Source organism: Streptomyces mexicanus (assembly GCF_902506575.1).
Lineage (GTDB): Bacteria > Actinomycetota > Actinomycetes > Streptomycetales > Streptomycetaceae > Streptomyces > Streptomyces mexicanus.
The window spans coordinates 5696954-5716610 of the sequence record NZ_LR732544.1 but is presented as its reverse complement, the minus strand read 5'-3'; the positions used below and the strand labels follow the sequence as shown (position 1 = coordinate 5716610).

Genomic DNA, 19657 nt, shown 5'->3' with positions numbered 1-19657 from the left:
CGCGGTGAGCGGGCGGGCCGGCGGGCGGGCGGTGAGCCGGGCGAGGGCCGGTTTCAGGCAGGTGACGATGCTGGTGCCGACGGGCAGCCAGGCCGCCTGGGCGGGGTCGCAGTCCAGGTGGAACAGCTCGGTGCCGGGGTGCAGGGGCGGCGCGTCCTCCGCCACGTGGTACGTGAACACCGGTGCGCCGAGGGCCACCACCACGTCGTACGGCGCCAGGCGCGCGGCCAGCTGACCGGGGACCGGCGGCAGGAACCCCTGGAACAGCGGGTGGGACTCGGGGAAGCCGGAACGGCCGGACAGGGGGCTGATCCACACCGCGGCCCGGGTCCGCTCGGCCAGCGCCCGGGCCTCGGGCAGCGCCTCCTCGTCGTCCACCCCCGGGCCGACCACGAGCGCGGGGCGCGCGCAGGCGTCCAGGCGGGCGGCCAGCGCGTCGAGGGCGTCCGGGTCGGCGGTGTACCCGGCGTGCACGGTGCGCGGCGCGACGGGTTCGGCGGGCTGGTCCCAGTCGTCCTCGGGGACGGAGACGAACACCGGCCCGCGCGGGTGCGTCATGGCGATGCGGTGGGCCTCGGCCAGCACGGCGGGCACGTCGGCGGCGCGCTCGGGCTGCCGGGCGAACTTCACGTAGGGGCGGGGGAACCGGTCGGGTTCGTCGGCGCCGAGGAAGGGCCGCAGCTGGATCAGGGAGCGGGCCTGCTGGCCGGCGACGATCAGCAGCGGCACGCGGTCGCGGTAGGCGTTGAAGACGGCGCCGAGGGCGTGGCCGACGCCGCCCGCCGAGTGGAGGCTGACGAACGCGGCGCGCCGGGTGCCCAGGGCGTGCCCGGCGGCCAGGGCGACGGCGGTGGACTCCTGCAGGCCGAGCACGTAGGTGAAGTCCTCGGGCCAGTCGCGGAACATGCGCAGCTCCGTCGAGCCCGGGTTGCCGAAGGCGGTGGTCATGCCCGCCTCGCGCAGGAAGCGGACGACGGCCTCCCGGACGGTGGGTCGGGTGGGGTGGCCGGCGTGGCGGCTCATAGGGTCCTCCCCCTTGGGCTCTCCCCGCCGGCGAGCCGTCGCTCGGCCGCCAGCAGGCCGGTGTTGAGCAGATGGCCCAGTACGCCGAGCAGCAGCAGCACCGCCCAGACGGTGAGCAGGTCGGAGCGGGACTGGGCGTCGGTGAGCGCGAAGCCGACGCCGTTCGCGGAGCCGGGCAGCAGTTCCGAGAAGACCATGAGGATCAGCGACAGCGACAGGCTCAGCCGCAGGCCGGCAAAGATGTGCGGCAGCGCGGAGGGCAGCAGCAGGAACCGCAGCCGCTCCAGCGGGGTCAGGCGCAGCACGGCGGCCACGTCCAGACGCAGCGGATCGGTGGCGCGGGCGCCCTGCGCGGTGTTGACCAGCACCGGCCAGACGGCGCTGAAGACGATCGACGCCACCTGCATCGGCGTTCCGAAGTCGAACAGGACGACGAACACCGGTACCAGCGCCGGGGGCGGGACGGCGCGCGCGAACTGCAGCACCGGGTCGCACAGCGCGTACGCCCGGCGGGAGCGGCCCACCGCCATGCCCAGCGCGATCCCGGCGACGGCGGCGAGCGCGAACCCGGCGGCCAGCCGGCCCAGGCTGGGCAGGATGTCGGTGAGGGCGGCCCGGGTCAGGAACAGGTGCCGGGCGGGGCCGGAGAACCACAGCGCGTGGGCGTGCCGGACGATCCGCGCGGGCGGCGGGAAGGACACGCTGGGGTGGGTGACGGCGGCGGCCTGCCAGGCGGCCCCGGCCAGGACCAGGAGCAGCAGGCGCAGCAGCGGGCCGCGCAGGCCGCTCACCGCGCCCGGTGGGCCGCCCCGGCCGCTCGCCGCGCGTTTCACGGCGCGTCCTGCGCACGGTGCTCCGGTGTCCACGGGAAGAGCCGGCGCTCGCCGTGCACCAAGGCGGTGTCGACGGCCAGGCCCAGCGCGCCCGCCCAGACGACGCCGGCCAGGACGTCGCGGGCGCCGTCGGTGGCCAGTTGGGCCTGGGCGATGAAGATGCCGAGGCCCTGTCCGAAGCCCGCGAGGAGCTCGGTGGCCACGGCGAGGACGAGGGCGACGGCGGCGGAGATGCGTATCCCGGTGGCGATGAACGGCGCGGTGGCGGGCAGCTCCACGCGCAGGAGCACCGCGAGGCGCCCGAAGCCGAAGGCGCGCAGGGTGTCCTTGGCGAGCGGGTCGGTCGCGCCGAGGCCGTAGACGGTGTTGAACAGCACCGGCCACACGGAGGCGTAGGCGATCAGCGTGACCTCCGTGCGGGTGCCGGTGCCCAGCAGCAGGGACACCAGCGGGATCAGTGCCACGGAGGGCAGCGGCCGCAGGCACTCGAGGACGCTCCGGACGGCGGCGCCGAGCAGCGGCAGGCTGCCGAGCAGCAGGCCCAGCGGTACGGCGATCGCGCAGGCCAGGCCGAGCCCGAGCGCCCAGGCCCGTAGGGTGGCGCCGACCTGGCCGAGGAAGGCGGTGTCGCCCGCCAGGCGGACGGCCCTGGCCAGCACCTCGGAGGCCGGCGGGAGGTAGGCGCGGCCCACGATCCCCGACCGGCCCAGCGCCTCGCAGGCGCCGAAGGCCAGCAGCACGCCGAGCGTGCCGAGGCCCAGCCGCTGTCCCCGGCCCGTGCGGCGCACCCCCTCGACCCGCCTCACTTGAGCAGCAGGGTCGCCGGGTCGAGGGGCTTGGTCAGCAGCCCGTGCCGGGTCATGAGCCGGGTCAGGCGGCGCAGTTGCGCGGGGTCGGTGGTGGTGGCGTAGGCGGGCAGGCCGATCGGGCCGGCCTGCTCGGCGGTGCCCTTGGTGTCCTTCGGCAGCTCGGCGCGTACGGCCGCCGGATCGCGGGCCGCCAGGCGCGAGGCGGCCTCGACGGCCCGCCGGAAGGCGGCCGCGGCCTGGGGATGTTTCTCGGCGTACTGCCGGGTGGTGACGAAGCCGCTGATGGGCAGGGAGGTGACGGGGCCGGATCCGCCGTCGGCCAGGACGCGGGCGCCGGTCTGGGACCGGATCGCGCTGTCGAAGGGTTCCGCGGCGTGCACGGCGTCGACCTGGTGGCGTTGCAGCGCGGGTCCCATCTGGGGGAAGGCGATCTGCCGGTAGACGGGGTGGCCCAGGCCCCGCTGGTCGAGGATCGCGTCGAGGGTGAGCGACTGGACGTTGTTGAGGATGTTGACCGCGACCTTCTTGCCCGGCAGGTCGGCGAGGGTCTTGACGGGCGAGTCCTTGGGCACCAGGACGTCCATCATGTGCGGGGCGATGCGCACGCCTTCGCTGACGATGCGCAGGTCGAGGGTGCCCTTCTCGTCGGCTTGGAGGAACGTGACGTAGTTGGCGCCGGCGATCACGTCGACCTGGCCGCGCGCGAGGGCGGGCAGGGCCTGGATGCTCTGCTGGACGGGCTGGATGCGGACGTCCAGTCCCTCCTTGGCGAACAGCCCGCGGTCCCGGGCGAGATACAGCGCGGCGCCGTCCGCCAGCGGCAGGGCGGCCACGGTCACCGTCTCCCGCCCGCCGGACGAGGCCCCGGAGCCGCCGCCGTCCGTGTCGCCGCCGCACGCGGTGAGCGACAGCGCGAGGAGCGCTGTGACGGCCGCGGTCCTGTAGCCGATTCCCCGTAAGTGACAGGACGTCATGGACCGCATGGGTACCAGATTCCTGTCATGAACACTACCGTTCCGGCGCGTTTCTCCCACGGATGCGTGAGGAGCGCGCCCGGACCGCTTCCTCGCCTTGGGCGGCGGGCACGGCGGCACGCCGGTCCCGTCCAGGACTCCTCGGGCGTGCCGCCGCTGTCACCGGGCGGTCAGTTGACGTACACGGTGGCGCCCGCGTCGGTGACCGGGGCGTACCGGGCGGTGAAGTAGCCGGTGGAGAAGCACAGCGACGACCCGGAGGACTTGGTGAACTGCTGGTTGGTGAAGGAGATGCTGTTGTCGGCGTTGTCGGCCTTGCCGACCAGGGTGGCCGCCTTGTAGACGCAGGTGACGCTGCCCAGCAGGGTGCGCAGCTGGACCGTGGTCTGGATGGAGGTGCCGGCGGGCGGGGTGACGGTGAGGGTGCCGTCGGAGGTCACGGTGGCGTTGTAGGGCAGGTTGTCGATGCGGATGCTGTTGACGCCGAGGACGCCGGTGACGTTGCTGCTGCAGCTGCTCGCGTCGAAGGTGTGCCCGGTCACCGACTCCGTCGCCGTGCCGGGCGCGGCCGGGTTGCCGGTGACGGCGGCGGTGAAGGTCGAGGAGGTGCACGAGACGCCGCTGGTGCCGGTCGGGCTGGAGTAGAGCGTGGCGGTGGTGCCGGCCTTCAGCGACGCGCTGAGCACGTCGCCGACCGCGACGGGTGTGCCGCCGGTGCCACCGGTGGTGAGCACCGCCCCGCCGGCGGCGGACGCGGGGGCGACCGCCGGCAGCGACAGCGCTGCCGCGGCGGCGACCAGGGTGAGGACGGAACGCGTACGCATACGGATACCTCGCTTCTGAGGGGTGGGGGGAGTGCGGAGGTGTGGGCGCGTTCGGCGGCCGCCCGACGCCCGGGAACGGGCAGGGCGGTGTTCCGTCCGGTGGTCCGGCCGTGGAGAAGACGTGAGGGCGCCTCGGAGAACCGTGGGACGGAACGATCCGGGAAGAAGCGCGGCCGACGCGCCGCGCGGCGGATCCGGCGCCACGGATCCGCGGTCGAGTCAGCCACTTTGTAGACCCGTCCGAGCGCCAACGTCAATGCGCCGTAAGGAAGTTGGCGGAAACCGCGGGCGTCCGCGGGCCGTCACGCTGCTCCTTGCGCGATGCCCGCCACCCTGTGGCACCCCGGGCGCCACAGGACGGACACCTTTCTTTCACAAGTACCTTGACCCCTGGCTGTAACCCCGGGTAACTTCCTCGACACCTACTGCCGCGTAACCGGGGAACCCTCGCATCCCCCGGGAGATGCCGTTCGCACGTCCGGTGCGCCGCAGCCGCTGTCCGCGCCAGGGCAACGGGCCGCTGAACTCCACCGACCCGCAGGGACACGCACACGGGAGCAGACATGGCCTCGTCCTCGGACCTCACCCCGTCCGCCGACCACACCCCCGACCACCCGGAAAGCGCTGCCGCCGGCGAACCCGTCGCCGGTGACGGCACGGAAAGACGCGGCCGGGTACGGCTGCGCCGCGCCGCCGTCATGGCGGTGCCCGCCACCCTGGTGGCCGCGGGCCTGGCGGTCCTCACCGCCCAGGGCGCCCTGGGTGTGCAGTTCGCCATCTCCGGGATGCCGTTCACCGTCACGGCGACCGAGCTGAACGGGACCGGCTTCGAGCAGTTCGGCGCCCTGGACAACATGGCCGAGGACAGCCCCAACGCAGGAGACACCGGCGGCCAGGTGCTCGTCGTCACCTCGGCGATCAAGAACGCCACCCTGACCAAGCTCTGCCAGAGCGTGGATCTCGGCGGCACCAACCTGCTGATCACCGCCGGCAGCGGAGCGAACAAGGTCCAGGCGACCGACCTGACCACCGACTCGACCGAGCTGTCGGGCGACGCCGCGTTCAACAAGATCGAGATCGGCAACGACGCCAGCACGCTCACCAAGGCCGGTGTCCAGGGCCCCAAGGGCGTGTTCAGCCAGCAGGCCGACACCGTCCGCATCGCCAACCTGCGGCAGACCAACTACGCCACCACGGCAGGGGTGTTCAAGCTGCCGGGCCTGAAGCTGCGGTTCAGCGACACGGGTTGCTGACCCGATGACGGCCGACACGCACGCGGGCGGGGGCGAGCCGGGCACGGCGGCCCGGCCGGGGCCACGGGCCGCCTTCCGCCGGTGGCGCTCGCGCCGCCCCTTCTGGGGCGGGCTGCTGCTCACCCTGGGCGGGGCGGAGATCCTGCTCACCGAGAAGGCGTCCTTGAAGGTCGTCCTGCACATCGGGATGCAGGGCCTGGCCGGGTACCTGCTGCCCGCGCTGATGGTGCTGTGCGGGCTGCTGACCCTGTTCAACCCGGCCCAGCGCCTGTTCTACTCGCTCACCGGCATCCTGCTGTCCCTGGGCACCTGGCTCACCTCCAACCTGGGCGGCTTCTTCCTCGGCCTCCTCCTCGGCGCCACCGGCAGCTGCCTGGCCTTCGGCTGGCTGCCCGACCAGGAGTCACGGCGCGCCCGGCGCCGGCGTCGCAGGCAGCAACGGGCCGCGCGGACCGTACACGAAACCAGGTCGCCGGTCGACGCCGAGCCGGTGTGAGGCGTCGTCAGGCCGGGCAGACGGCCGGGCCGGCGGCCCGGTCCCGGTCCGCGTGGGCCTGTCCCGTCCGGCCGGTGCGCGGGCGGCCGGTGCCCGCCCAGCGGTCCAGGAGCGTGTCGACCAGCATCCACGGCAGGACCACGCAGCAGAAGACGACGCGGCCGGCGTACACCGGCCCGTGGTGCCCGGGCCGCAGCCGCCCCTTGCCCGCCGCCCGGTGGACGTCCTTCGGCGGCCGGGGGATCCCCCGGCGCAGCGCGCACCACACCGGGGCGAGGGGAGCCTGCCCGAGGACCGCCCGTGCCCGGCGCCGTACCGCGCGTGTCACCATGCGGTGATCGATCGGGCCGTCCGTGACCGCCCGTCACCGACGGGGCGTCAGCTCAGGCCGGCCGACTTCAGCCAGGCCCGCGCGACCTGAAGCGGGTCCTTCTTCTGCGACTGCACCTGGGTGTCCAGCTCCAGCAGCGTCGCCGTGTCCAGCTTGGCGGAGACGGCGTTGACCGCCTCGACGCCCTGCTGGGACAGGGCGCCCTTGCGGACGAGCGGCTGGACGTTCTGGAAGCCGAACAGGCTCTTGGTGTCCTGCAGGGTGACGAACTTCTCCCGGGAGATCGTCGGATCCGTGGTGAACAGGTCCGCGACCTGCACGACGTTCTTCTTCAGCGCCGTCTGGGTCAGCGGACCGCCCGCGTCCAGCGCCTTGAAGGACTTGAACTTCAGCCCGTAGACGGACTTCAGGCCCTCCAGGCCCTGCTGCCGGGTCTGGAACTCCGGGGAGCCGCCGATGACCAGCTCCCCCGCGATGTCCTTGAGGTCGGCGATGGAGGACTTCGGGGTGAGGTGGTACTTGCTCGCGGTCTGCCGGTTGACGGTCACGGAGTCCTTGTCCTCGGCGGGCGAGGGCTCCAGCAGGGTGAGTCCGGGATCGAGCTTGCCGGTGATCGCGGCCGTGGTGTCGGCGACCGACTTCGGCGCGGCCTTCTTGTCGAGGTAGGCCAGCAGCGCCCCGTTGTACTCGGGGAGCAGCGTCAGGGAGCCGTTCTTGATCAGGCCGTAGGTGGTCTCCCGGCTGCCGATGTTGGGCTTGTAGGTGACCTTGACGCCCTTGGCCTTGAGCGCCTCGCCGTACAGGTCGGCGAGCAGGGTGCTCTCGGGGAAGTTGTTGGAGCCGACGACGACGCTGCCGCCGCTGCTCTTCTTGCCGGTGAGCGGGTTGCCGGACGCGTCGTCGGAGGAGGAGCAGCCGGCCAGCAGGGCCGTCGTCGCGGCGAGCGCGACGGCCACCGCGCCGGACAGTCGCTTGCTGGTCCTGGGGTTCTTCGCGTGAGAAGTCACAATTCCCGTTCCGGGCTCGGCAGGTGGGTGAGGAGCAGGGCACTGGCTGGAGCACGTAAGGCGCGAAAACCTCACCGTACCGATCCAATCCAGCCGGTTCTCGGTCAGTCAAGAGCATCCGGGTCACCGATCGGCTTCGATGCCCGGTCAGGACCCCGTCAGGGACGGTACGTCCGCGGTCATGGCGGTCATGGCGCGCGGCGTCCCGGGTGGCGCACTCCGGGGGAGACCGCGAACCGCCCGGCCGCCCAGAACACCCCCAGCGTGACCAGGGCCAGCGCGGCGACCAGCGTGGCGCCGCCCACCACCTTCTCGTAGTCGAGCTGGTAGAGGCCGTCGACGATGTACCGGCCCAGCCCGCCGAAGCTGATGTACGCGGCGATGGTGGCGGTGGAGATGATCTGGATGGCCGCCGAGCGCACCCCGCTGAGGATCAGCGGGAGCGCGACGGGCAGTTCCACCTGGAACAGGACGCGGGCCTCCCCCATCCCCATGCCCCGGGCCGCGTCCACCGGCGAGGGGTCGACGGAGCGCATCGCCTCGTACGTCGTCACCAGGATCGGCGGCAGGGCGAGCACCACCAGCGGGACCATCACCGGCACCAGCCCGAAGCCGAGCAGGATGAACATCAGCACCAGCAGGCCGAAGCTGGGCAGCGCCCGCCCGGCCGTGGCGATCAGGGCGAGGGTGGTGCCGCCGCGTCCGTAGTGGCCGGTGAGCAGCCCGACGGGCAGCGCGATGACGGTGGCGAGGGCGAGCGCGAGCACGGAGTACTGGACGTGCTCGGCCAGGCGCGCGGGAATGCCGTCGTAGCCGTGCCAGTGGCCGGCGTCGCCGAAGAAGGCGCTGACGAAGTGCAAGACGTTCACCGGGCGGCGTCCTCCAGCTCGGGCACGGTCTCGCCGGGCCGGTCCTCGGTGGGCCGCGGGCCGCCGTGGCGTGCGGTGCGCGGCATCCAGGGGGTCAGCACACGGCGTACGCCGACCAGCGCGGCGTCCACGAGGATCGCCAGCACGGCCGTGGTCACCACGGAGTTCACCGCCAGCTCGGGACGGTGGTAGTTGCGCGCGTCCTGCAGCAGGTTGCCGAGGGCGCCCTGATTGCCGATCAGCATGCCGACGCTGACCAGGGAGATGCTGGAGACCGCGGCGACCCTGAGGCCCGCGACGATGGCGGGCACCGCGATGGGCAGCTGCACCTGCAGATAGCGCCGGAGCGGGCCCAGGCCCATGGCGGTGGCCGCTGCCAGCGTCTCCTGCGGCACCGAGCGCACCCCGTCGACGATCGCCGGGACGAGCACGACCAGGCTGTAGACGGCCAGCGGGATCATCACCGTCAGCTCGGTCTGGCCGGTGTAGTCGATGAGCACGACGAAGAACGCCAGCGACGGGACGGCGTACAGGACGGTGGTCAGGCCCAGCACGGGCGGGTAGAGCCAGCGGAAGCGGACGCACAGCTGGGCGAGCGGCAGGGCGGCGAGGAGCCCGGCCAGCACCGGCAGCAGGGCCTCGCGCAGGTGCAGTCCGATCAGGCCCAGCCAGGTGTGCTGCAGATCGCTCGGGATGTCGAAGAAGCCGTTCATCGGGCGACCCCGGCGTCGGCCGCGGCCGCGGCGCCGCCGCGGTGCGCGCCGTGCGCGGCGCGGATCGCCTCGCCGATGGCCTGCTGCGAGACGACACCGACCGCCCGGCCGGCCTCGTCCACCGCGACCGCCCAGCCGGTCGGGGAGAGCACCGCGCAGTCCAGGGCGGCGCGCAGGGACTCGCCGCCCCGGGCGAAGGGCCGCCCGTGGGGCAGCAGCCGGGCGGGATCGATCCGCCCCGCCGTCAGCTCCTGCGGCGCGCCCCAGCCCAGGGGCCGGCCGTCGCTGTCGGTGACGAGGACGTAGGGGGCGTCGGCGGCGCCGGCGGCGATCTGCTCGGCGGTGGCGTCGAGCGTGACGATCGGGGAGGTGCGCAGCGGGAGGTCCCCGGTACCGAAGAAGGACAGCCGGCGGATGCCCCGGTCGGTGCCGAGGAAGTCCTCCACGAAGGCGTCGGCGGGTGCGCTGAGCAGTTCGGCGGGCGGCGCGTACTGGGCGAGCCGGCCGCCGGTGCGCAGCACCGCCACCATCGTGCCGAGCTTGACGGCCTCGTCGATGTCGTGGGTGACGAAGACGATCGTCTTGCCCAGGTCCTCCTGCAGGCGCAGCAGTTCGTCCTGCAGGCCCTTGCGCACCACCGGGTCCACGGCCGAGAACGGCTCGTCCATCAGCAGCACCGGCGGATCGGCGGCGAGCGCCCGGGCCACGCCGACGCGCTGCTGCTGACCACCGGAGAGCTGGTAGGGGTAGCGCTTGGCCAACGACGCGTCCAGGCCGACGCGTTCCATCAGCTCCGCGGCGCGGGCGCGGGACTTCTGCTTGCCCCAGCCCAGCAGCCGGGGGACGGTGGCGATGTTGTCGACGACGGTGCGGTGCTGGAAGAGTCCGGCGTTCTGGATGACGTACCCCATCGAGCGGCGCAGGGTGGTGACGGGTTGTTCCCTGATGTCGACGCCGTCGAGGCGGATGGTGCCCTCGGTGGGCTCCACCATCCGGTTGATCATGCGCAGGGTGGTGGTCTTGCCGCAGCCGGACGGCCCGACCAGGACGGTGATCGAGCGGTCCGGGATGTCCAGCGTGAGGCGGTCGACCGCCACGGTGCCGTCCGGGTAGCGCTTGGTGACTGTGTCGATGCGTATCAAGACGCCGCATACCTCTTCGGGTCTGGCAGTGGCCGCCCGCTCCCCGGCCAGTGCACGCGGGCCGCCGCGCAGAGAGTGTAGACGCCCGGGTCCGCGACGGCCGGGAGCACACGCCCCGAGCGCAGCGGTGTCGGCGAGCACGTGAGGCGGTGCGCGGACGGTCGGGGCCGGCGCGGGAGTCGGGGTGCGAAGGGGCCGTGGTGGGCGCGGTGGTCGTGGTGTGAACCGCCGCGATGGGGGCGGTGGTCGGTGCGCGGGCGGTCGGGGTGGCCGGGCGCGGCTCGGAGGCCGCGGTGGGCACGGGGAGCGGTGCGCTGACGGTGGTGTGGGCGCGGTGGTCGGGGTGCGAACCGCCGCGATGGGCGCGGTGGTCGGTGCGCGGACGGTCGCGGTGGGCAGGCGAGGGGGCGAGCCCCGGGCGGGGCCCGCCCCGTGATCGGTGGGTCAAGCGGACGGTGGGCGGGGCCGGGTCAGGTCCGGCCGGGGCCTCCGCTGCCGAAGGATCCGCTGCCGCCCGGCGCCCAGCGGTGCCGGTGCTGCTGCTCGCTGCGGCGCGTGCCGGCGCGGTGGATCTCGTACGGCATCAGCCGTTCTCCGTCGTCGCAGTGCACCTCGTCGGGCTCGCGCATCTCGCTGATCTCCTCGACGGCGCCCGTGACGGGCAGGTGCGGCTGCTCCTGGGGCTCCGGCCGGTCCGGCTCCCGGCGCATCACGCCGATGCCCATGCCGACGGCCCACACCAGGCCGCCCACCACGACGATCAGTCCGCCGATGAAGGCACCGAGGGTGCCCCACGCGTGCGGCTCGAGGGCCAGTACGACGTTCGAGGCTGTGACCATGTTTTCCACCCGCCTCTGCGGAGATGCGGCAGGACTGCCGATGACGTCGGCGACATCACCTGTGTCCATATTGTCCCACCGCGTGAGCGGCCCGCAAAAACGCCGACCGCACCCCCGAGGTCACCCTCCGCGACCGCCGACCGGGTGAGTCTCAGTCCTCGGCGGGTGCCAGCCGGAGCGAGATGCTGTTGATGCAGTACCGCTGGTCGGTCGGCGTGGGATACCCCTCGCCCTCGAACACGTGCCCGAGGTGCGATCCGCAGCGGGCGCACCGCACCTCCGTGCGCACCATGCCGTGCGAGCGGTCCTCCACCAGTTCCACGGCGTCGGTGTCCTTCGGGTCGTAGAAGGACGGCCAGCCGCAGTGGGACTCGAACTTCGTGTCGGAGGTGAACAGCTCGGCACCGCAGGCCCGGCAGGAGTAGACGCCCTTGGTCTTGGTGTCGGTGTACTCACCGGTGAAGGCGGGCTCGGTGGCGGCCTGGCGCAGCACCGCGTACTCCGCCGGGGTCAGCTCCGCCCGCCACTGCTCGTCCGGCTTCTCGACGTCGTACGGCATGAGCCCTCAGCCCCTCAAGGTGTCGTTCAGTTCTCGCTCAGACGGTCCAGGATGCGCGGTCCGAGGTCGGTGACGTCGCCCGCGCCCATGGTGAGAACAAGGTCACCGGCCTTCGCCATTCCCGCGATCACGTCCGGCACCTCGGCCTTGTCGTGCACGGCCGTGACGTCGGCGCCCGCCGCCCGGGCGGCCTCGATGATCAGCTCGCTGGTCACCCCCGGGATCGGGTCCTCGCGGGCCGGGTAGATGTCCAGGACCGCGGAGGCGTCGGCGAGGGCCAGGGCCTGGCCCATCTCCTTGCCCAGCTCCTGGGTGCGGGAGAACAGGTGCGGCTGGAAGACCACCAGGATCCGGGCGCCCCCGGCGGCGGCCCGCATGGCCTCCAGGTCGGCGGTCATCTCGGTCGGGTGGTGGGCGTAGGAGTCGATGACCTGCACGCCCGCGGCCTCGCCCTTGAGCTGCAGGCGCCGCTTGACGCCGGTGTACGCGGCCAGGGCGGGGGCCAGCTCGGCGGCCGGGACGCCGAGGGCCGCGCCCGCGGCCAGCGCGGCCACGGCGTTGTGCGCGTAGTGGCGGCCGGGCACGGAGACCGTGAAGGTCAGCTCGGCGCCGTCCAGCAGGACGGTGACCTCGCTCTTGAGGCCCTGGGGCACCACCGACAGGATCCGCACGTCGGCGTCCTCGGACTCGCCGTACGTCACCGTCCTGACCGAGCCGGCCAGGCGGCGGGTCAGCTCGCGGGCGCCGTCGTGGTCGGCCGCGATCACCAGCGTGCCGCCGGGCACGATCCGGCCGGCGAAGGTCTCGAAGGACTCGTAGATCTCGTCCATCGAGGCGTAGTTGGCGTGGTGGTCCAGCTCCACGTTGAGGACGACGGCGACCTCGGGGGCGTACTTGTGGAAGCTGCGGTCCGATTCGTCCGCCTCCGCCACGAAGATCTCGCCCTCGCCGTGCAGCGCGTTGGAGCCGGGCGCGTCCAGGTCGCCGCCGATGGCGTACGACGGCTTCAGGCCCAGCTCGGTGAGGGAGACCGCGAGCATCGAGGTGGTCGTGGTCTTGCCGTGGGTGCCGGCCACCGCGAGCGGCCGCAGCCCCTCCATCAGCGCCGCCAGCGCGTCGGAGCGGTGCACGACCGGGATGCCCAGCTCGGCGGCGCGCACCAGCTCGGGGTTGTCCTGCCGGATGGCGGAGGAGACCACCACGCAGGTGGCGTCGTCGGCGAGGTGCTCGGCGGCGTGCCCGATGTGCACGGTGGCGCCCAGCGCGCGCAGCGCCTCGGCGGTCGCGGAGTCCTTGGCGTCGCTTCCGGCCACCTGGGCGCCGCGCTGGGCGAGGATCTTGGCGATGCCCGACATTCCGGCGCCGCCGATGCCGATGAAGTGCGGTCGGTCCATGGCGGTAGGAAGACCGGGTGCCATGCGCTTTTCTCCCCAGGTGGTGCGGCTCGGGTACGACGGTGTCGCGCGCCGCTCGCGCGGGGCGCCGCCCCAGCCTATGCCTTGCTGTGGGAGAACAGCTTCAGGACCGGTACGCCGACCTTGTGACGTGCCCGCGAGGCCCAGTCGCGGTGGAAGAACTCCTCCACGTAGTGCGGGTCGGTCAGCACGATCACCTCGTCCGCGCCGACCTCCGCGACCAGGGCTTTGAGGGCGTCCAGCGGATGGTCCTCCACCAGCCGCCCCTCCGCCTGGCTGCCCGCCGCGCGCAGGGCCCTGAGCGAGACGTCCAATGCCTGTTCCCCCTCGCTCTTGGCCGCCTCCCCCTCGGGGGTCTCGCCCTCGCGGGCGGCCTCGTCGATCTCGCCGAGCGCGATGTCGTCGATGGCCCGCAGCAGGCGGTCCGCCTGCTCGCCGCGCGGCTGCAGCAGCAAATGGAAGGCGACCGGCTCCTCGCCGTGCAAGGTGGTGACGAATTCCACGTCGGCGGACGTCAGGGCCTTCTCGATCATCAAAACGCTTGTGAACACCAGGCGCCCTTTCTGCAGTGAGGGCCGCGCCCTCTCGCTACCTCCGTGGGCCGAACGAGCCCCCGCAGAAACCATCCTGCCCCGTGATCGCCCGCCGATGGCCGGAATTCGTGCACGCCCCACCAAGTAGGCGGAATCCATGATTCCGCATCCGCTCCGGTGTTCGGGGCCCGCCCGGGTTCACGGGGGACACGCGTCCGCAGCCGACGTCACAAGGGGGGTTTCGACCCGCCCGGAGCGGGGCTTTCGGACCCGCCCGGAGCAGGGCTTTCGGACCCGCCCGCAAGGGGCTTCCACACCCGCCGCAGCGGGGGCTTTTGGCTCTCGGACCCGCCCGGAGCGGGTGGAGCGGCTCAGGCCCGCCGGTAGCGGCTGAACAGGAAGCCGTCCTCCTCCAGCAGGCAGGACAGGGTGAAGCGGTGCGGAACCGCGACCGTGGGGCCGCCGGCGATGCGCTGGGCGTCGCCCGCGGTGAGCATCGGGGAGACGGTCAGGCACAGCTCGTCCAGGACGTCGGCGGCCACCATCTGGCCCAGCAGGCGCGGGCCTCCCTCGGTGAGCAGACGGGTGTGGCCGGCGTCGGCCAGGGCCCGCACCGCACGCGCCGGATCGACCCCGGCGCCGTCGCCGGCCGTCAGCACGCGGGCGCCCGCCCGCTCCGCCGCCGCGACGCGCTCCGGGGGCGCCGCCGCGCCCGTGAGGACCAGCGTGGGCACCAGGGGCGAGGTGAACAGCGGGAGGGAGAAGTCCAGGTCCAGGCTCGCGGTGACGACCGCGATCGCCGGGGCGGGTCCCTGCCCGGCCGACTCGCGCAGCGCCGTGAAGTCCTCCCGCGCGCGGGCCGGCCGGTAGCCCTCCCGGCGTACCGTCTCCGCCCCGACGACGACCACGTCCGCCAGCGCCCGCAGCGTGCCGAAGATCCGCATGTCCGCGGCGCTGGAGATGGGCTGCGAGCGGCCGTCGTGCTGGGCGGCCCCGTCCAGTGTGGAGACCATGTTGGCGCGCAGCCACGGCCCGGCGCCCTCGGTCCCGGGCTCGGGGTAGGCGTAGGCGGCGGCCAGCTCGGCGAGGGTCCACTCCCGGTCCTCGTGCGCCCCGGGCACCTCCGCCCCGGGCACCTGCGCACCCGGGGCCGGGCGGGTGCCCGCCGTGGCGTGGGCTGCTGTCTCGTCGGTCACAGGGAACAGGCGTCGCATGCCGTGCAGTGTTCCACGCCGCTTACCATGGGGAACCGTGTCGTCCTCCACAGCCGCCTCCGGGCTCAGCCCCCTGACCGGCGCCGCTCCCCTGTCCCTGTGCGCCCGTGAACCGCACGTCCCCGCGGACCGGCTCGTCGCCGAGATGGTGCCGCCGCCGCGCTTCGACGGGGTGCGGTTCGCGACGTACATCCCCGACCCGAACCAGCCCAGCCAGGCCGAGGCCGTGCGGGTCCTGGAGGACTTCGCCGCCGGGCTCGGCGGCGCGGACACCGCCTCCGCCGGGCGGCGCGGCCTCTTCGGCTTCGGCAAGGGCCGGGCCAAGGCCGCCAAGGCCCCCGCCGGGCCCCGCGGGATCTACCTCGACGGCGGCTACGGCGTCGGCAAGACCCACCTGCTGGCCTCCCTGTGGCACGCCACCCCGGCCGAGCCCGCGCGCAAGGCCTTCGGCACGTTCGTGGAGCTGACCAACCTCGTCGGCGCCCTGGGCTTCCAGAAGACGGTGGAGACCCTCTCCGGCCACCGCCTGCTGTGCATCGACGAGTTCGAACTGGACGACCCGGGCGACACGGTGCTCGTCTCCACCCTGCTGGGCCGGCTGGTCGAGGCGGGCGTGGCACTGGCCGCCACCTCCAACACGCTGCCCGGCAAGCTGGGCGAGGGCCGCTTCGCCGCCGCCGACTTCCTGCGCGAGATCCAGGGGCTGTCCGCGCACTTCCGCACGTTGCGCATCGACGGCGAGGACTACCGCCACCGGGGCCTGCCCGAGGCGCCGGCGCCGTTCTCCGACGAGCAGGTGACCAAGGCCGCGCACGCCACCGCGAACGCCTCGCTGGACGCCTTCCCCGACCTGCTGGACCACCTCGCCAAGGTGCACCCCAGCCGTTACGGCGCCCTCACCGACGGCCTCGCGGCCGTCTGCCTGACCGGGGTGCGGCCGGTGCCGGACCAGTCGACGGCGCTGCGCCTGGTCGTGCTCGCGGACCGGCTCTACGACCGCGAGGTGCCGGTCCTGGCCTCCGGGCTGCCCTTCGACCGACTGTTCAGCGAGGAGATGCTGAACGGCGGGTACCGCAAGAAGTACTTCCGCGCGATATCGCGGCTCACCGCGCTCGCCCGGGACGCCGAGGGGCTTGTCGAGAGCCGCTGACGCGGCTCCGGTCGGCCGCCGGCCGGCTCCGGTCGGCCCCGGTCGGTCCCAGTTGACCCCGGTCGGCCCCGATCGCCGTGGTCGACCCCGGGTCAGCCTCGAACACCCGAGCGAGCCGACGTCCGGCAAGAGTCGGTTCGCGCCATTCCTGGATGCTTTTCGGGCGCGCTCGATCCTGTTCACACACAGTTAACCCAGCAAACCGCTGGGTGGCGCTACCGTCGTCTTTGACCATTCCTTGACCAACTGTTGGGGTGCAGGAGAGGTACGAGGGAGACGGGAGGGGGGCGCATGCGCCGAAGCACAGCCGCCGGGGCCCTGCTCACACTCCTTCTCGCCGCCCTGCTCGCCCTCCCCTTCACCCTGCCCCGCTGCGCACCCGCCGCTTCCTTCGCAGCCGCGCACACGAGCGGTCAGGCCGAGGCGAAGGCCGGCCCGGCCACCGCACGCACCGGCGCGGCGCCGGGCGAAGAACGACTCTCCCTGCGCGAGGGCGGGCCCGCCGGTGCCACGGCCGGGCCGATACGGACCCGTGCCCGCGACCGGCACCGCGCCGCCGACCGCGGCCCCGGCATCCCGGTGTGCCCCGACGCGCTCGCCCGCCCGGCGCCGGGCACGGCGGCCCGGTGGCCGGGCGCCGGATGCGCCGGCACCTCCAGAGCCCCGGCCGACCGCACCCCGGCCGCGCTCCAGGTCTTCCGCTGCTGAGCGGTCCTCCCCCTCCCCGGCAGATCCCCCCACCTGTAGTCGTGCCTGACCGGCGCGCGCCGCGAGCGCGCGCCAGGAGGAGTCCACCCACATGCAGCCACACGCCTGGTACTACGAGGTGCCCACCGGCACCGTCCTGGCCCACCGTCCGCAGTCCGACACCCTCACCGCCCTGCGAGCGCCGCCATGACGACCGCGATATCCCGGTTCCCGCACCTCAGGCGCGACCTCGCCGCCTCCCTCGTCGTCTTCCTGGTCGCGCTGCCGCTGTGCGTCGGCGTGGCCGTCGCCTCCGGAGTGCCCGCCGAGCTCGGGCTGGTCACCGGCATCGTGGGCGGCATCGTCACCGGGCTGCTGCCCGGCAGCAGTCTGCAGGTGTCCGGCCCGGCGGCCGGCCTGACGGTGCTCGTCCTGGAGGCCGTGCACACCTTCGGGCTGCCCGCGCTCGGCGTGCTGGTGCTGGTCACCGGGCTGCTGCAGTTGGTCATGGGCGCCTTGCGGCTGGGCCGCTGGTTCCGGGCCATCTCGGTGTCGGTGGTGGAGGGCATGCTGGCCGGCATCGGGCTCGTGATCATCGCCGGCCAGCTGTACGCGGCGGCGGGCCTGGCGGCCCCGGCGTCCGGCCTCGGCAAGATCGCGGGGCTGCCGGGCGCGCTCGTCGACGTCCTCGGCAGCACCGAGGCGCTCATCTCGCTCGCGGTCGGCGCGGGCACGGTCGCCGTGCTGGTGCTGTGGCCGAGGCTGCCGCGGCGGGCGCGGGCGGTACCGGGCGCGCTGGCGGCGGTGCTGCTGGCCCCCCTCGCCGCACTCGTCCTGGACCTGCCGGTGGCCACGGTCCGGGTGCAGGGGCTGTTCGACGCGGTCCGGCCGCCCGGCGCCGAGGCGTTCGGCGAGCTGGCGAACCCCGCGCTGTACGGCACGATCCTCGCCTTCACGCTCATCGCCTCCGCCGAGAGCCTGTTCAGCGGGGCGGCCGTGGACCGGCTGCACGACGGTCCGCGGACCCGCTACGACCAGGAGCTGATGGCCCAGGGCGCGGGCAACACCGTGTGCGGGCTGCTCGGCGCGCTGCCGATGACCGCCGTGATCGTCCGCAGTTCCGCCAACGTCCGGGCCGGCGCCCGCACCAAGGCCTCGCGGGTGCTGCACGGCGTGTGGCTGCTGCTGTTCGCGGCGCTGCTGCCGGCCGCGCTGGCGCTCATCCCGCTGCCCGCGCTCGCCGGTGTCCTCGTGCACGCCGGGTGGAAGCTGATCCCGTTCCGCCAGGTGGCCACGCTGTGGCGCACCCACCGCGGCGAGGCGCTGATCCTGGTGGTCACGGCGGTGTCCATCGTCGCGGTGAACATGTTCGAGGGCGTCCTGATCGGTCTGGCCCTGTCGGTCGTCAAGACCGCCTGGCAGGCCTCGCACGTCAAGCTGGAAGTCGTCGACAAGGGGGCGGGCCCCCTCCAGGCCCATCTGACGGGCAACGCCACGTTCCTGCGGCTGCCGCGCATCCTGGACAGCCTGGAGGCGCTGCCCCGGGACCGGCCCGTCGAGCTGCACCTGTCCGGGCTGCACCACCTCGACCACGCCTGCCGTACGGCGCTGCTCGGCTGGGCCGAGCGGCACAGCACGGCCGGTACCGCACCGGTGAAGGTCATGGAACCGGCGCCGTAGGCCGCAAGCCGGTCCGTCCGCGCCGACCGGTCCGGCGCGGCACCACCGGTCGGCCGTGAGCCGGCCCGTGCCAGGCCCGGTCCGAGGGCTCGACCGCCTTCTCGGGCCGGGCCTATGGTGGGAAGCAGGCGCGAAACGGGCGCACCGACGACTGGCCGAGGAGTCGTCATCATGCTTCAGGACGTGCTGACCACCGTGATCGCCGCGGGCTGTGCGGGATGCGTGTATCTCGCGGCGGCGGCGCGGGTCGTCAAGCAGTACGAGCGCGGGGTGGTGCTGCGCCTCGGGCGGTTCGTCGGCGGGGTGCGGCCGCCCGGCTTCACGATGATCGTCCCGTTCGTGGACCGGCTCTACAAGGTGAACATGCAGATCGTCACGCTGCCGATCCCGGCCCAGGAGGGCATCACCCGGGACAACGTGACGGTGCGCGTGGACGCGGTCGTCTACTTCAAGGTCGTCGACGCGGCGAACGCGATCATCCAGGTGGAGGACTACCGGTTCGCCGTGTCCCAGATGGCCCAGACGTCCCTGCGCTCGATCATCGGCAAGAGCGACCTGGACGACCTGCTGTCCAACCGGGAGAAGCTCAACCAGGGGCTGGAGCTGATGATCGACAGCCCGGCCGTCGGGTGGGGTGTGCAGATCGACCGGGTGGAGATCAAGGACGTGTCGCTGCCGGACACGATGAAGCGGTCCATGGCACGGCAGGCGGAGGCCGACCGGGAGCGGCGGGCCCGCATCATCAACGCCGACGCCGAGCTGCAGGCGTCCAGGAAGCTGGCCGAGGCGGCCCAGCAGATGGCCGACACCCCGGCCGCGCTGCAACTGCGGCTGCTGCAGACGGTGACGGCCGTGGCCACCGAGAAGAATTCCACGCTGGTGCTGCCGTTCCCGGTGGAGCTGCTGCGTTTCCTGGAGAGGGCCCACCAGCCGGCGCCCGAGCCGGGCTGGCCGCAGCCGCCCCGGCCGCTCGACGAGTCCGCGCCGCCACCGGCCCCCGCCGCCGTGCCGCCCGCGCCGGACGGTGCCGTGCCGGACACCGCCCCGGCCCCGAACGGCAGTCCCGGTCCGGTTGCGGAGGGCAGTCCGGGTCCGGTGCCGGACGGGAGCGACATCCCCGTCGAGGCAGACGGCGTCGATCCCGACCCGGCAGGTCCGGCCGGTCCGCCCGGTCCGCCCGTCGATCCCGTTTCCGTCACCCCGGTCCGCGCCGCCGCCGACGCCGTCTCGCACGTGTCGGAGGAGGACTGGCCCCGAGCGTAACCCTGCCGGCCGCGATCGGGCCGGCGTCGCCGGGGTACCCGGC

21 protein-coding genes are annotated in these 19657 nt (G+C 73.5%); 6 read left to right on the top strand and 15 right to left on the bottom strand.

Annotation, left to right across the window (positions count from 1 at the left end; genetic code table 11):
* From GV126_RS36650 to GV126_RS25495, 5 genes are all read right to left on the bottom strand, one after another.
* Nucleotides 1-1023: thiamine pyrophosphate-binding protein (locus GV126_RS36650; protein WP_268977438.1), on the bottom strand; the 1023-nt coding region annotated here is incomplete at its 3' end.
* On the bottom strand, nucleotides 1020-1856 hold the full coding sequence (locus GV126_RS25510; RefSeq protein WP_419796095.1) for an ABC transporter permease: 837 nt from the start codon (nucleotides 1854-1856) through the stop codon (nucleotides 1020-1022). The genes GV126_RS36650 and GV126_RS25510, both read right to left, overlap by 4 nt.
* Nucleotides 1853-2662 (bottom strand): ABC transporter permease, encoded by an 810-nt coding sequence (locus GV126_RS25505; RefSeq protein WP_159671097.1) that lies wholly within the window; start codon nucleotides 2660-2662, stop codon nucleotides 1853-1855. The genes GV126_RS25510 and GV126_RS25505 overlap by 4 nt, the downstream gene beginning before the upstream one ends.
* On the bottom strand, nucleotides 2659-3639 hold the full coding sequence (locus tag GV126_RS25500; protein WP_159671094.1) for an ABC transporter substrate-binding protein: 981 nt from the start codon (nucleotides 3637-3639) through the stop codon (nucleotides 2659-2661). Before GV126_RS25500 ends, GV126_RS25505 begins: the two co-directional genes overlap by 4 nt.
* A 170-nt stretch (nucleotides 3640-3809) precedes the next feature.
* A complete protein-coding gene (locus GV126_RS25495; protein ID WP_159671091.1) occupies nucleotides 3810-4463 on the bottom strand; it encodes a Tat pathway signal sequence domain protein in 654 nt (217 codons plus the stop codon).
* Between the two features lie 563 nt (nucleotides 4464-5026).
* Between GV126_RS25495 and GV126_RS25490 the strand changes: the two genes are divergently transcribed.
* Both GV126_RS25490 and GV126_RS25485 read left to right on the top strand, forming a co-directional pair.
* On the top strand, nucleotides 5027-5716 hold the full coding sequence (locus tag GV126_RS25490; protein WP_159671088.1) for a DUF6230 family protein: 690 nt from the start codon (nucleotides 5027-5029) through the stop codon (nucleotides 5714-5716).
* A gap of 4 nt (nucleotides 5717-5720) precedes the next feature.
* Nucleotides 5721-6212 carry a DUF6114 domain-containing protein gene (locus tag GV126_RS25485; RefSeq protein WP_159671085.1) on the top strand — a complete coding sequence of 164 codons (492 nt, stop codon included), beginning with the start codon at nucleotides 5721-5723 and terminating at the stop codon, nucleotides 6210-6212.
* 7 nt (nucleotides 6213-6219) lie between these two features.
* Here the strand turns inward: GV126_RS25485 and GV126_RS25480 are convergent, their stop codons facing one another.
* From GV126_RS25480 to GV126_RS25435, 10 genes are all read right to left on the bottom strand, one after another.
* Nucleotides 6220-6543, bottom strand: coding sequence for a hypothetical protein (locus tag GV126_RS25480; RefSeq protein WP_159671082.1), 324 nt, complete (start codon nucleotides 6541-6543; stop codon nucleotides 6220-6222).
* Between the two features lie 47 nt (nucleotides 6544-6590).
* Nucleotides 6591-7550 carry an ABC transporter substrate-binding protein gene (locus tag GV126_RS25475; RefSeq protein ID WP_159671079.1) on the bottom strand — a complete coding sequence of 320 codons (960 nt, stop codon included), beginning with the start codon at nucleotides 7548-7550 and terminating at the stop codon, nucleotides 6591-6593.
* Nucleotides 7551-7738: 188 nt separating this feature from the next.
* Nucleotides 7739-8419 carry an ABC transporter permease gene (locus GV126_RS25470; RefSeq protein WP_159671076.1) on the bottom strand — a complete coding sequence of 227 codons (681 nt, stop codon included), beginning with the start codon at nucleotides 8417-8419 and terminating at the stop codon, nucleotides 7739-7741.
* The gene (locus GV126_RS25465) at nucleotides 8416-9132 is read right to left on the bottom strand and encodes an ABC transporter permease (RefSeq protein ID WP_159671074.1); all 717 of its coding nucleotides are present in this window, start codon (nucleotides 9130-9132) and stop codon (nucleotides 8416-8418) included. Before GV126_RS25465 ends, GV126_RS25470 begins: the two co-directional genes overlap by 4 nt.
* Entirely contained in the window at nucleotides 9129-10274 is a 1146-nt protein-coding gene (locus GV126_RS25460; RefSeq protein ID WP_185948418.1) for an ABC transporter ATP-binding protein, read from the bottom strand. The genes GV126_RS25465 and GV126_RS25460 overlap by 4 nt, the downstream gene beginning before the upstream one ends.
* 470 nt (nucleotides 10275-10744) lie before the next feature.
* Nucleotides 10745-11113 (bottom strand): DUF6479 family protein, encoded by a 369-nt coding sequence (locus GV126_RS25455; protein WP_159671072.1) that lies wholly within the window; start codon nucleotides 11111-11113, stop codon nucleotides 10745-10747.
* A gap of 151 nt (nucleotides 11114-11264) precedes the next feature.
* On the bottom strand, nucleotides 11265-11672 hold the full coding sequence (msrB, locus tag GV126_RS25450; RefSeq protein WP_159671070.1) for a peptide-methionine (R)-S-oxide reductase MsrB: 408 nt from the start codon (nucleotides 11670-11672) through the stop codon (nucleotides 11265-11267).
* A 26-nt stretch (nucleotides 11673-11698) separates the two neighbouring features.
* Nucleotides 11699-13090, bottom strand: a complete 1392-nt coding sequence (gene murC, locus GV126_RS25445; protein WP_159671068.1) for a UDP-N-acetylmuramate--L-alanine ligase — start codon at nucleotides 13088-13090, stop codon at nucleotides 11699-11701.
* 74 nt (nucleotides 13091-13164) lie between these two features.
* Nucleotides 13165-13620, bottom strand: coding sequence for a hypothetical protein (locus GV126_RS25440; RefSeq protein ID WP_037754971.1), 456 nt, complete (start codon nucleotides 13618-13620; stop codon nucleotides 13165-13167).
* Between the two features lie 371 nt (nucleotides 13621-13991).
* Nucleotides 13992-14834: a pyrimidine reductase family protein gene (locus tag GV126_RS25435; RefSeq protein ID WP_159671066.1), complete on the bottom strand. Its 843-nt coding sequence runs from the start codon at nucleotides 14832-14834 to the stop codon at nucleotides 13992-13994.
* A gap of 37 nt (nucleotides 14835-14871) precedes the next feature.
* Here GV126_RS25435 and zapE point away from each other — a divergent pair, with 37 nt between their 5' ends.
* From zapE to GV126_RS25415, 4 genes are all read left to right on the top strand, one after another.
* On the top strand, nucleotides 14872-15984 hold the full coding sequence (zapE, locus tag GV126_RS25430) for a cell division protein ZapE (protein WP_159671064.1): 1113 nt from the start codon (nucleotides 14872-14874) through the stop codon (nucleotides 15982-15984).
* 291 nt (nucleotides 15985-16275) lie between these two features.
* Nucleotides 16276-16692, top strand: a complete 417-nt coding sequence (locus GV126_RS25425) for a hypothetical protein (protein WP_236570101.1) — start codon at nucleotides 16276-16278, stop codon at nucleotides 16690-16692.
* Between the two features lie 186 nt (nucleotides 16693-16878).
* The gene (locus tag GV126_RS25420; RefSeq protein ID WP_159671062.1) at nucleotides 16879-18351 is read left to right on the top strand and encodes a SulP family inorganic anion transporter; all 1473 of its coding nucleotides are present in this window, start codon (nucleotides 16879-16881) and stop codon (nucleotides 18349-18351) included.
* 171 nt (nucleotides 18352-18522) lie between these two features.
* Nucleotides 18523-19614 (top strand): slipin family protein, encoded by a 1092-nt coding sequence (locus tag GV126_RS25415; RefSeq protein WP_159671059.1) that lies wholly within the window; start codon nucleotides 18523-18525, stop codon nucleotides 19612-19614.
* Nucleotides 19615-19657 lie beyond the last annotated feature (43 nt).